Below are 13,329 nucleotides of genomic sequence, written 5' to 3' on the forward strand. Positions count from 1 at the left end.
CATCAACTTTCCTCCTGTTGGATTCCTCGATATAAATTGGCAGCAATAATTTGTTCAGTAAAGCAGCTGCGCAGATAAAAACCTCGTGGTAGTGTTAAAACTTTTGTGCCTTCGCTATCAAATCCGTAGCACAATGATTTAGCATTAGCAGCTTTCGGTCTAACTTGTAAATATTGACCTATCCCCGCATGAATTTCTTCTAAATGACCGGTACTAATCATGGTCGTTAATTCACTCCAATCGTCAGCGAGAATAGCTTCCTCAGCTTGATTAGGAGACCACAAAAATCCCTGGCCAATACGGCGATGCTCAAAGGTGATTTTGTTATCTCCTTCGATTGGTAACCATAAAACTCGTTTTAATTTAGCGAAGCACTGGGAGGATTGCCAGTTTTGCTGGTGTATTGTTAACAAAGGAATGCTAGTCACAAAGGTCGATTCAGCCGGTTTTCCTTTATCATTAAGGGGTACAGACTTAAGTTCTATTCCCAAAGCAGAAAAATCGGGAGCCGATTTTGTGCCCGCTGTTGTCCCCAGAGCTAATTCAATAGCCAGACCTGTCCAACCTTTGCGTCTTTGCTGCTCAGCTGGAATTTTAATTTGTAAGGCATTCGCTAATTGAGCAAAGCTTAATCCTTCAATGAGACGGCAGCGTTCCAAAAGTTCATTTTCATTGTTCAACTTTCTTTTTGTTAGTGGTAGGAGCATGTGCGCCCTCTTTTAACTCTATACTGATGGGTGGTATGGGTGCTTTGATGCCAGCAGCTTTAAATTTCGCCATAATTTCAAATAAGATTTTAGAGCGTATCTCAAAGCGTGTATGAATTTGCACGTTGATGAAATAACGTATTTCAAATTCAATGAGCGCATCGTCAATTTGCTTTAAAAACACCTGGGCCGGGGGATCAGCGACAATTTCAGGAACAGTGGCTAGCACATCAAAAATTAATTGCTGGACCAATGCAGGATCATCTGCCCGGCTTACTTTAATAGGAACTACTGTACGAACGATGCTATCTTGATGCGTCCAATTGGTAAACGGTTTATTGAAGGTCTCTGCGTTAGGAATCAGCACCTCCATATTGTCCCATGATGATACTCGCATCGAACGAATACCAATATGAGCCACTCGTCCTTCATAACCACCTATAGTAATCAAATCGCCTTCTCGCACAGGTCGTTCGATCAATAACATAAGTCCACCGACAATATTGGAAGCAAAGTCGCGCAAACCAAATCCCATTCCTACCGCAAGACCACCAATAACCATCGACATGCCACTAAAATCGAGACCTAAAACACGTAAAGTGATTAATCCACCGATTAAAATAACGGCATATTGAGTGAAAACAGATAAGCTATTACGAATTCCCGCATCTCTTGCATCACGATAAAGCCAGCGATAACAAAATTCGCGCGTCCACTTGGCAGTCCAGACAAAAATGGAAAGTAAGATAAGAAACTCAAGTATGCTAAGCGCTGTGATATGAATACCGGATAAGTTAACGAGAGGATATTCGCTATATTCTCGTAGTGTCATAAACACAGCGGAGTCCGAATACCATCCAAACAGCTGAAATAAAATATAAAGACTGGTAATAAAAAGCAATACGCGGCATATTTTGTCTAAAGGCTTTAAGACAACCTCTATCCACAACCATCCGTTATGCAGCGAAGAAATCATCCATTCCGACATCAGCTCAAGTGCATCAAAAAGCAAGCCGCGACTTAAAACATAGCCGGTAATGATTAAAAGAATTTGCATTTGATAGCGGCTCATTGTCCAAGCTAAGTTGATATAGCCAACGAGTCCTATTATTGCGGTGGTAAACAGTGTGATGGGGATTAATACGACTAAAAGTACCGCTGCATTACGAAAATAGCGCTTTTTCGATTTTAATAGTGGATGCAGTATATGAGTGATAACTTCTCGCGAGCGCCATCCAACCACTGATACAGCTACCAAAAACAACATAAATAGACGACTGAAAATATCTTGTAAAATAGGCGATAAGGGGAGTTCGTTAGAAATCACCATTAATGCAGTGGCCCACCCTCCAGTCAGTAACAACCACTTAAGGCGATAAAATAAACTGACATCTTTTCCGGAAGAATCACTTACTCGCTCCAATAACGCCAAACTAGCTATTAAAATGAGTGTACGAAAGGTAAGCCATACTCCAAGCAGATTTAATAGCAATTGATAGTTAGCAAATACAACATGATTGAGATAGAGCAGCAGTAAAATCGAGGTAGTAATCGCTAAGTGAGGTAAATTGCGACTTAGAAGGGTTAAAGTTCCAGTGTATAAATGACCGGATAAACGCGAACGTTCTTTATCTCGGGTCAAATTTTTCAATAACTTGTTTAAAGCAAAACAAACACCGATAACCAATCCCACCGTTAACCAAATTAAAGTTGCGGGAAGCACGTCTTGCCATAAATAATTTTCCTTAACCTTCATCACAAGTGATTTGCTGTAATTATAAAGCTGACTTGGAATTTTCGAAATTTGCTGAATAATAGAGGGCCAACTATCGATTCGGTACTCGGATAAACTTTGTCTCACGGATAATTGTTTTTTCAATTCTTGTTCGTGATTTTCGAGGTCTTCTTGTAGGGTTTGCTGCTGAATAACAATCCCTTCAATTTTTGAATTAATAATCCGTACCAAAGCGGTAAATTGCTTTTTTAAATTAGAATCAGTGACCTGTAATAACTCGTTATTGAGCATACTCGCCATTTTCTTTAATGATTCTTCCATGTCAGATAATTGAGTGATCGAATTTTTATAGGTTTCTGTGACAGCTTGTAATGTTCTAATATCGGGACTTTTTTGTAATTTATAATCCGCTTTGACGAGTTGCTTTTGTAAATTCAATTCAGCAATTTTATATTGAGTTAAATTGATGACCTGATTATTTAATATTAGTTTTGCCTCAAGGGTATAGTTAAGCATAGAATCGAGATTGGATTTTGCTTGTTGTTGCAGCTTGATACTATTTTCAAAAAGCTTTTCCAAAGATTCTCGCAATCGATCCTCTTGCGATCGCAGCTTTTCTAATTGCTGATGCATCTGAGCTTTCGATTTCCATAAATCCAGTTGCTCGGTTTGGAAGCTCAAGGCGTCTTGGTAATGATTTGCCAAAACTAGGTCTTCAGCAATTAAATCAATTCCTTTTTTGTTGATATCAATGAGGGTAGAGATAGTTGATATTCGTTCTTGCGAACTGATTTGCTCGCTATCGAATAACGGGGTTTGCTGTAACCGTTTTAATCTCAAAGTGAAGTCTTGCTGTAATTTTTTTTGATTAACTAGAAAACTCTCAAGACTTGCAATTTTGGCACGATTAAGCACCAGCATCGCCCTATTCTCTTGTAATCGCTTATTGTATTCCTCTTGATTGGCAGGAGAAGCAAATAATTTTGTCTCATTAAGAGATTGGGTTAAGCTATTTTTTTCTTGAACAAGGTATTCAATAAGTTTATTAACGCCGCCATCCGATTTAGCACAAAGAGGCGCCGAAGCCAGTAGAGCAAACGCTATACAGACTAGATAGAAAAATAACCGATGCCAGAAAAATGTACTGGCATCGGTTGAATTTAATTTATTTCGTTTGTGAAGTAGGTGCAAGACGAATTCCTAACTCATTAAGTTGTGTATTACCAACCTCCGACGGCGCATCCGTCAGCAGACAAGACGCTGATTGTGTCTTAGGAAAAGCAATTACATCGCGAATTGAACTTGAATTGGTTAACAACATAGCTAAGCGGTCAATACCTAAAGCGATTCCGCCATGCGGAGGACAACCATATTGCAAAGCATCAAGTAAGAAACCAAATTTCTGCTGAGCTTCTTCTTTCTCGATTCCTAGCAGATCAAAGACTGCTTGCTGCAGTTGGGTCTGATGAATACGAATTGAGCCACCGCCAATTTCATAGCCATTAATTACGATATCATAAGCTTTAGCCAAAGTTTTCGTTGGATTTTGCTTGAGCGCCGCAATCGATAACTCTCGCGGCGAAGTAAACGGATGATGCATAGCGAACAATTGGTTTGTTTTTGGATCATTTTCAAACATAGGCCAATCGATAACCCATAATAAACGCCAACCTGGCTCAACAAGATTACGATCGTGGCCCAATTTAATACGCAAGGCGCCCATGGATTCGTTTACCATTTGTTCATGACCAGCACCAAAGAAAACCACATCACCAGTCTTAGCTTCAGCACGATCGAGAATGGCATTTACACAGTCTTCAGAAAGAAACTTGATAATCGGTGATTGCAGACCTTCCATCCCTAGAGAGCGATCATTGACTTTGATGTAAGCCAAACCTTTTGCACCATAAATGCCTACAAATTGTCCATAATCATCTAATTCTTTACGACTTAAACTGCAACCATTTGGTAATTTTAATGCAACGACTCTTCCCTCTTTGCTTTCAGCGGCAGAGGCAAAAACATTAAACTCACAGTTTTTCACCAGATCCGCAATATCAATCAATTCTAGAGGGATACGTAGGTCTGGTTTATCACTACCGAAGCGACGCATTGCTTCATTGTAAGTCATTCTAGGCAAAATTTTAGGGATTTCAACGCCTAAAATTTCCTGGAAAACTTTTTGGAGCATGCCTTCGATGAGTTGTTGAATAGTGCTTTCATCAATGAAAGCCATTTCAATATCAAGCTGAGTAAATTCAGGTTGTCTATCTGCGCGTAGGTCTTCATCGCGGAAACAACGCACAATTTGATAATATTTATCAAAACCAGACATCATTAATAACTGTTTAAACAATTGCGGTGACTGAGGTAAAGCATAAAACTGTCCTGGATGCACTCGGGAAGGAACTAGATAGTCCCTTGCGCCTTCGGGTGTTGCCTTAGTCAGCATCGGTGTTTCGATGTCAATAAAATGTTGTGCATTCAAATAATCACGAATGCAGCGATTTAAATTATGGCGCAACATGAGATTATTTTGCATATCACTACGTCTTAAATCGATGTAGCGATAACGATAACGTAAATCTTCATTGACTAATTGATGCTCATCAGGCAAGAAAGGTGGCGTTTGTGCCTGATTTAATATTTCAAGTTGGGTGCCTAAAATCTCAATACGGCCTGTTGCCATTTTGTCATTAATCATCCCTTCTGGTCGAGGACGAACAATGCCATGAATACAAACAACATATTCATGCCGCAGTTTTTCAGCAATAGCAAAGACAGAGGCGAGTTCTGGTTCATAAACAACTTGGACTAAGCCAGAGCGGTCTCGTACATCTAAAAAAATTACTCCACCGTGATCACGACGGTTATGTATCCAACCGCAGACACTTACTGACTGCCCTGTGATTGTTTCATTAACATTTGCACAATAATGTGATCTCATAAGCCACCTGTCTTGATATTAGTTTTTATTTCTCAATTTGCAGAGAGGGTGCAGACTGCATAACGCCTAAAGAAATAATGAGCTTTAATGCCTCTTCGATTGTCATTGACAATTCGATGGCATCCTCCTTGGGAATCATCATGAAAAAACCAGAGGTAGGGTTTGGTGTTGTTGGTACAAAGATGGAAAGCATTTCTGTACCAACCAGACTATTTACTTCAGGATACGGTGCGCCAGTAAGGAAAGCGATTGTCCATAATCCCTTTCTTGGGTATTCAACTAGCAGTACTTTACGAAAAGCTTGGCTATTTGTAGCAAATACTGCCTGGATAACTTGCTTTGCGGCATTGTAAATGGAACGAACCAAGGGAATACGAGCTAATACTGCCTCACCCCAGCCCATTAGGCGTTGTCCGATGAAGTTGGTCGCTAAAAGGCCTGTTCCAAGAAGTAAAAGTAATGAAATAATTACTCCTAATCCCGGTATATGCATTCCAAAAAGTCTTTCTGGTTGGTAGGAGTTGGGTAGCAGAGCAATTGTGTTATCCAGTAGTTCAATAATAAAGCGCAACACAACAAAAGTTACCAAAATAGGCAACCATACTACTAAGCCTGTGAGAAGATAACTACGAAACGCTTTCACTCAGAATCACCCTTTTTAGTTGACGTGCTACCCGTAGCTTTCTTGTCCTCAGATTTTTTCTCTGAACCCGTTGATTTCTCAGTACTATCAGATGTCGCTTCTTTTTTCTGCTCTGGCTTTCCTTTATTTTTAAAATCTGTGGCATACCAACCACTTCCTTTTAATTGAAATCCTGCAGCAGAAATTTGTCGTACTGCCGAATTTTGAAAGCATTGAGGGCATTGTTTTGCAGGCTCATCGCCAATCTTTTGCATTAAATCGAAATGATGATGGCAACTTGTGCATTCATACTCATAAATTGGCATCAACGAATCTCCGTCGTTTTATAATAAATATTTAAAAGAATTAAGTATTATAGCTTAATTAGCAAGTTATCGACAATGATAATTGCTTAAATTTGCGGCAGTTTTTGATTAAACCCTATGTTAATTTCTGAAAAACTCTCTCATCAGCTAAATTTCCTTGAAAGTAGACCGTCGCTAATTGCGGCATATGCATTTTTTGCGCTAAAGTGGTTATATTTTCATCTCTCACCAACATCTCATTGTCCAGGCAGTTTGCTATCCAACCTTCACAACTTATATGATTGTACTTTAATACTGCATCCGTAAGTAAAGCATGGTTTAAACAACCAAGACGCATTCCGACAACCAGAATAACAGGAATTTGTGTAAGTTTTAAAAAATCAAGCCAGGTTTCCTCCTCATTTAAAGGAGCCATTAAGCCCCCTGCTCCTTCAATCAGCAAATAATCCATCTGAATAAATTGTTTATCAAAACAAAAATCGGCGATTTCTTGAAGTGTTAGGCGAGAATTTACTTGCTTTGCTGCAATATGAGGAGAAATAGGAGGAGCAAATTGCCAAGCGTTAATTTTAAACCTGGGGTTCACATTATGTTTTTGTAGATTGATGACATCTTCACTTTGCAACAGTCCATTTTTTTCATAACAACCACTGGCTACTGGTTTCAAAGCCAAGGCCTTTTTTTTTCGCTGTTTGAAATAATCCAACAATTGGCAAGTGATATAGGTTTTGCCACTATCTGTATCTGTACCTGTAATAAAATAAATTTTCATCGCAAAATGTCCTTTAACACAGTTATAAACTCATTTTGATCAGACAAAAATGGCATGTGCGCTGCTTTGGCAAACATTAGATACTCAAATTGTGGATACATTTTTTGCATGGCTGCCATGGTTGTTCTTGGGGTTATTGCATCCAGACGGCCAAATAAAAAATAACTTGGCCTTGTAAACGAATGGAGCGGTTCTCGTAAATCCCAGTCAGCTAATATTTGTAATCCTTCTTTTAAGCTTACTGGATCAGGCATTAATTCATTTTGATATTGATAACGATGATTTTTTAATTGCAAGCCAATAAATTCAGAGATTGTTAGTTGGGGATCTGTCGCTAAATTAACAAAAAATTGGTTGAAAACATGCTTTTCAACACCAGGCCAACCTTTTTCTTTAATGAAACGAGGAGAAGATGAAATATTAATTAGTTTTGTTACGCGCGTTGGTTCTTCAATAGCAAAACGCGTAGCAAAAAGCCCACCCATGGACCAGCCAGCAAGTGCAAAATGCTCTGGCAATAGTTGATCTAACTGTTGCTTAAACCTATCCCAACTCATAGGCGAACTTAAACCAAAACCAGGTAAATCAACTAAATAAAGCTGATATTCGCTGCTTATATGACTGGCCAGCTGTAGCCATATTTTATGATCAAAGCCCCAACCATGAAAAAAAACCAAGGGGAAGCCTTTTCCAATCACTGTGATGTGTAAATTCATAAAGTTAAACCTTTATAACTTCGCTATGCGTCAATGAATTTAAGCAATTTGATGAAGGATCTCAAACAAAAACTCAATATCCTCTGCCTCATGATGATAGTTTAAAATAACCCTCAATCCTGTGTCTTTTTTACTCACAGTAGGCTCACGCATGGCTTGGCAAAAAATTCCTCGTTGGCGTAAATTATCCGCGTAAGTTAATGCTTGGTGAGGACAACCGAGCTGTAATTGTTGAATAGGCGTTGATGAATCGCGCCATTTTAAAGAAGAGTTTTCACTCAATTTCCGAAAATAAGCGATTAATTCATAGAGTTTTTGCCGTCTACTCTTTGCATTACGAATAAATGCTAAGGTTTCCAGAATTCCATACGCCAAGGCCGGACTCACAGCAGTCGAATAAATATGCGAACGAGCGAGCTGCAATAACGCATCAATCCATTCGCCGCGTCCCGCAACTATCGCGCCTTGAAAGGCAAAGGCCTTGCCAAGAGGAATTATTCGTAATGGAATTTCATGTTGACTAAGACCGCAGAGTTTCACTCCACCTAATCCTTCTTCCCCAAACACACCAAAGGCATGCGCCTCATCAACCACACAATCAGCGCCATAGGTGGCACCTAATCTTGATAGCTCAAGAAGATCTGTTGTTTGTCCACTCATACTGAAGACTGCTTCTGTAATAATGACTGGATTCACAGGACAGGTTTGTAGTTTTTTTGCTAAATGGTTGAGATCATTATGCAGATAACGAGTATAGTCTCCATTTGCCAGCCGCAAGCCATCGTAGAAAGAAGCGTGAGTTCCTTTGTCGATTAGAAAGTGGCTATTAAAATGGGCAAAGAGAGAAATGATGCCCAAATTGGCAGCATAGCCTGAACTAAACAGCAGTGCATCATCCACCCCTAAAGCTTGAGCAAAAGCCTGTTCTAATTCACGATGGCTCGCATGATAGCCACAAATCACCATTGAGCCGCCACTACCGGAAGGATAATTCGCGAAGCCTCTTTGGAAAGCTTCGCGAATGCTCAACTCTTCAGCTAATGACAAATAATCATTTGAACTAAAGTTAATTAACGACCTATCATCAAAACGATTGAGTAACCGTCGTCGATGCAAGCCATCTTGCTTAAGTTGGGCTAAATGGTCAACCAGGGCATCATTTATCATGCTTCAGCAAAGGCCTTTATTCCCAATTTTTTAAAAAGAATTCGGTCCTCATCGCGTTCAGGATTTGCTTCGGTTAACAGTTTACCGCCGATAAAAACAGAATTCGCACCCGCGAAATAGCAAAGCGCTTGTAACTCATCGCTCATTTCAGTTCGACCGGCAGTGAGGCGAATTGCACTTTTAGGCATTAGTATGCGCGCTGTAGCAATGGTTCGTACTAACTCAACACCTTCCACTTGTTTTGCATGAGCAAGCGGTGTTCCTTCAACGGGAATTAAACGATTAATTGGCACACTTTCTGGGGGCGATTCTAGGTTTGCCAGAGTGAATAAAAATTCGATTCTATCCTCACGTGTCTCGCCTAAACCCAAAATTCCACCACAGCAAACTTTCATCCCAGCTTGACGCACAGTTTCAAGGGTTTCTAAGCGCTCGCTAAACCGTCTTGTAGTAACCACTTTGTCGTAATAGGAAGGCGAGGTGTCAATATTGTGATTATAATAATCTAATCCTGCTTCTTTTAATTCACCAGCTTGCTCTTTATCCAACATTCCTAGTGTCATACAAGCTTCCATGCCCATTGCTTTCACCCCTTCAACCATGGCTTTTAATTCGGGCATTGCTTTATTAGGAGGGCAACGCCAGGCTGCTCCCATACAAAAACGTTTTGCACCGTTCGCCTTCGCCTCGGCAGCCTTTGCGAGCACCTGGTCTACAGTCATTAACTTTTCTTTTTCAACATGGGTTTTATAATGTCCACTTTGCGAACAATAACCACAATCCTCAGGACAAGCTCCCGTTTTAATACTTAGCAATTTTGCTAGCTGTATGGCATTTGCATCATGGTTTTCTTTATGAATGCTATGCGCTGCATAGAGTAGCGTATTAAAAGGTTGCTCATAAATGCTTGTTACTTCGGCTAAGGCCCAACGCTCACTAACTCTACTCACTGTTCACCCCTTTTTTTTAATCTGCCGAACATGATAGAGTCACCCCATTACTTGTCAACCAAAATTTAAACCTAGGTTAACACTATGCAGCTGATTGAAAGAGATCTGAACCACATTTGGCACCCCTGTTCACAGATGAAAGATTTTCAACAAAGCCCACCTTTGATCGTGACTCACGCAAAAGGAAGTTATCTCTATACTAACAAAGGACCAATGATTGATGCGGTTTCTAGTTGGTGGTGCAAATCTTTAGGTCATGGTCACCCCGCCGTTATTGCGGCAATTAAAGAACAATTGGACTCTTTTGAGCACGTCATTTCTGCACACACTACTCACTCAGCGTTGGTGGAGTTTGGCGAAAAAATGACGCAAATCAGCAAGCTTCAGCATGTTTTTTTTGCTAGTGATGGCTCAAGTGCTGTTGAAATTGCGATGAAGCTTGCACTTCATGCAAGCCAACTCAAAGGAATGCCGCAGCGCAATGAATTTATTTCGCTGCAAAACAGCTATCATGGAGAGACTTTTGGTACCTTAAGTGTTAGTGATTTAGGAATTTTTAAAAAACCTTATGAAGGCTATGGTGTTCAATGCCATTTTCTCTCGCCACTACCCTATATTTCTAATGAAAATGATCCTTTATGGAAAGAGGCAGGGGAATATTGGCCACTCATTCTTGAGCAATTAGATAAAATTAAGCATAAAGCCTGTGCAATAATTGTAGAGCCTATTGTCCAAGGTTCGAGTGGTATGCGCTGTTATAGTGCAGACTTTTTAAGAAAACTAGCACAATGGGCAAAGGAAAATGAGATTTATTTCATTGCTGATGAAATCATGACCGGGTTAGGTAGAACCGGAAAATGGCTTGCCTGTGATCATGCCGAAATAAAACCTGACTTAATTTGCTTATCAAAAGGTTTAACCTCTGGTTCAATACCCTTCAGTTGTATATTGGTTGATCATCCAATTTATGAACTTTTTTACGATGATTATGATAAAGGCAAAACTTTTATGCATTCTCATACCTACAGCGGCAATGCTCTTGCAATCAGTGCAGCCCTTGCAACAATCAAAGTGATGGAAACAGAAAAATTGATTGAACGTGCTCAACAACTGAGTCAGATCATGCAGCAACAATTTCATGAGCTAGCCTCAATAACCGGTAAATTAACAAATGTTCGCTCAGTAGGAGCAATTATTGCAGCAGATTTAGTCGATTGCGGTAGTAAACGAACCGGTTTTCAACTTTATCAAGAAGCCCTTGAGCTAGGCGCTCTTTTAAGACCATTAGGAAATACTTTATATTGGTTTCCACCCTTAAATATTGATAATAAAACCATTGAGAATTTAGCAGAAATCACTCTAAACTCTATAAGAAGGCTCTATAATAAGGGTTAAATGAAAACCAACATTTATAGGAAACATGATAAAGCACATCGGACATTGAATTTTTTATGGCCTCTCTTAACATTTTTATTTTTAATCATCGCACTGCATCACCAATGGTATAATTATCGACTTCAAAAACAGCAACAACTTGAGCTAACCGCCAATAACCTTGGTTTTAAATTTGATGTCTTACTTGATACGGTATTTCACTCAATCTATTCAATCCCTTTGTATGGTAGCGAACTAAAAAACTGTCAAAAGGATCTGTTACCTTATTTGTATAATCTGAATTTCAATAATCCTGCTATTTCTGCAGCCGTACTCAGCGATAATAATAACAAGATAGTTTGTACAACCCTTACTCCGCAACTATCGCTTCCACCACCTCCAGAACGAACACCTTCACTCATGGGTCCCATCCCTATTGGCTCAGGCAGAGTACCCGCATTTTTATTGCAGCAGCATTTGGGCAAATATTATCTTGGTGTTTATATCGTTAGAAGTGTTTTTGAGGATTTATTAAAATCTGTTTCTACAAATGATAACCAAATCGCCCTTTTTGACTCTAGTCTAAAGAGAAATTTATTAGTTGTTGGTAATGACCCTTTAGCAATTAATACAAATGAGAATAGAGTTGAAACGCCTCTCCAAAGTTTGGCGAATATTAAAATAATTATTGCAGCGAATCCCATCAAAATAAATTCATCTTTTTTTTATCAAGAAATACCATTACTTCTCGTTATTTCACTTATCTCTGCGCTCATTTATTTTAAATCGCGATCCATGCTCAATAATCGTTATTCATTACATTATGCATTATCCAACGCGCTTAAACAAAATCATTTTCAGCCCGCTTTTCAACCTATCAGAGATCATTTTACAGATCGCTTTTGCGGCGCTGAGGTGTTGCTCCGTTGGCAAACCGATTCTAATGAAATTATTATGCCCGATTCATTCATTGGTGATGCAGAAAAATCAGGATTGATTGTTCCTATTACTCTGCAATTAATCGCTAAAACTTTCCAACAAGTGCATTTTTTCCTTAAACATCAACCTAGTTTTTATTTATCATTTAACCTCTCAGCCAATCATTTTTCAGACAAAGATTTTTTCCTTCAATTTTATGAATTATGTGCTAATTATAAAATTTTGCCCCACCAACTAATGTTGGAATTAACAGAAAGAGAACTTTTAGATCAAAACGACCCACAGATTGCATCTAAAATGCATGACTTAAGAGCGAAAGGTTATTCTTTAGCAATTGATGATTATGGTACAGGCCATGCGAGCATAAAGTACTTACAACATTTCCCCTTTAATTACCTTAAAATCGATAAAATTTTCATACAAGCAATCGGCACAGGTGCTGTTACTGAGACACTCAATCAAGCGATTATACATATGGCAAGATGTATGGAACTCAATATTATTGCTGAAGGGGTAGAAACTGAAGAACAAGTTAATTTTTTACTTAAAAATAATATTAATTTTATGCAAGGGTGGTATTTTGCAAAAGCCTTGTCTTATGAACGTCTAGTGCAATTAGTTGAAGGTGGTTCGAAATGAACAAATCTTTCTTATTCGTTTCTCTAGTTAGCTCTATTTCCTCTCTCGCGATGGCAGCTGATCTTTCAGACGGTAATTATTGGACCTGTAGCGCACATGATGCAGAAAATAGGGAATGGGTTATTTATAGTAGTTATGAAATTTCTGCAATTCATAAAGCCTATGAGGAATGTAAAAAACAAAGTAAGATTCCAGCTAGTTGCAAAGTATCTAAAGCAGCCTGTGAAGAATTTGTCAACGGTGTGTCAACCCGTCCAATGTGGCAATGCATCGCTCTTGATCAGATGGCAAAAGAATGGCCTAGTAATTCTCACCCCGATCGAGATGACGCAGCAATAGCCGCGAAAGACAATTGCCGGCAGCACAGTTCTTTTCCAGATACTTGTTACATCAATCTGATGACTTGTAAAAATTTAAATTCGCAAGAGTAAGCTT

12 protein-coding genes are annotated in these 13,329 nt (G+C 39.2%); 3 read left to right on the forward strand and 9 right to left on the reverse strand.

Annotated elements, in window-relative coordinates:
• Positions 1-2: 2 nt before the first annotated feature.
• The 9 genes from mutH to bioB form a co-directional block, all read right to left on the reverse strand.
• Positions 3-707: a DNA mismatch repair endonuclease MutH gene (gene mutH / locus Ldro_RS01245; protein ID WP_058494609.1), complete on the reverse strand. Its 705-nt coding sequence runs from the start codon at positions 705-707 to the stop codon at positions 3-5.
• Positions 670-3,633: a mechanosensitive ion channel domain-containing protein gene (locus tag Ldro_RS01250; protein WP_058494610.1), complete on the reverse strand. Its 2,964-nt coding sequence runs from the start codon at positions 3,631-3,633 to the stop codon at positions 670-672. Before Ldro_RS01250 ends, mutH begins: the two co-directional genes overlap by 38 nt.
• Positions 3,608-5,389, reverse strand: a complete 1,782-nt coding sequence (gene aspS, locus Ldro_RS01255) for an aspartate--tRNA ligase (RefSeq protein WP_058494611.1) — start codon at positions 5,387-5,389, stop codon at positions 3,608-3,610. The genes Ldro_RS01250 and aspS overlap by 26 nt, the downstream gene beginning before the upstream one ends.
• Positions 5,390-5,414: 25 nt before the next feature.
• Complete coding sequence (locus tag Ldro_RS01260) at positions 5,415-6,032, reverse strand: DUF502 domain-containing protein (RefSeq protein ID WP_058494612.1); 618 nt, start codon at positions 6,030-6,032, stop codon at positions 5,415-5,417.
• Positions 6,029-6,337, reverse strand: coding sequence for an FmdB family zinc ribbon protein (locus Ldro_RS01265; protein WP_058494613.1), 309 nt, complete (start codon positions 6,335-6,337; stop codon positions 6,029-6,031). Before Ldro_RS01265 ends, Ldro_RS01260 begins: the two co-directional genes overlap by 4 nt.
• Before the next feature lie 115 nt (positions 6,338-6,452).
• Entirely contained in the window at positions 6,453-7,109 is a 657-nt protein-coding gene (gene bioD / locus Ldro_RS01270; RefSeq protein WP_058494614.1) for a dethiobiotin synthase, read from the reverse strand.
• Complete coding sequence (locus Ldro_RS01275; protein ID WP_058494615.1) at positions 7,106-7,825, reverse strand: alpha/beta fold hydrolase; 720 nt, start codon at positions 7,823-7,825, stop codon at positions 7,106-7,108. The genes bioD and Ldro_RS01275 overlap by 4 nt, the downstream gene beginning before the upstream one ends.
• A 39-nt stretch (positions 7,826-7,864) precedes the next feature.
• Positions 7,865-8,992, reverse strand: coding sequence for an aminotransferase class I/II-fold pyridoxal phosphate-dependent enzyme (locus Ldro_RS01280; protein ID WP_058494616.1), 1,128 nt, complete (start codon positions 8,990-8,992; stop codon positions 7,865-7,867).
• Positions 8,989-9,942, reverse strand: coding sequence for a biotin synthase BioB (bioB, locus tag Ldro_RS01285; protein ID WP_058494617.1), 954 nt, complete (start codon positions 9,940-9,942; stop codon positions 8,989-8,991). The genes Ldro_RS01280 and bioB overlap by 4 nt, the downstream gene beginning before the upstream one ends.
• An 84-nt stretch (positions 9,943-10,026) precedes the next feature.
• Here bioB and bioA point away from each other — a divergent pair, with 84 nt between their 5' ends.
• The 3 genes from bioA to Ldro_RS01300 are packed head-to-tail and all read left to right on the forward strand — an operon-like array spanning position 10,027 to position 13,325.
• Positions 10,027-11,337 carry an adenosylmethionine--8-amino-7-oxononanoate transaminase gene (gene bioA / locus Ldro_RS01290; protein ID WP_058494618.1) on the forward strand — a complete coding sequence of 437 codons (1,311 nt, stop codon included), beginning with the start codon at positions 10,027-10,029 and terminating at the stop codon, positions 11,335-11,337.
• Complete coding sequence (locus tag Ldro_RS01295) at positions 11,338-12,894, forward strand: EAL domain-containing protein (protein ID WP_058494619.1); 1,557 nt, start codon at positions 11,338-11,340, stop codon at positions 12,892-12,894. It abuts the gene before it with no gap.
• Entirely contained in the window at positions 12,891-13,325 is a 435-nt protein-coding gene (locus tag Ldro_RS01300; protein ID WP_058494620.1) for a hypothetical protein, read from the forward strand. Before Ldro_RS01295 ends, Ldro_RS01300 begins: the two co-directional genes overlap by 4 nt.
• Positions 13,326-13,329 lie beyond the last annotated feature (4 nt).

It is taken from the genome of Legionella drozanskii LLAP-1 (assembly GCF_001467585.1).
Classification (GTDB): Bacteria; Pseudomonadota; Gammaproteobacteria; order Legionellales; family Legionellaceae; genus Tatlockia; species Tatlockia drozanskii.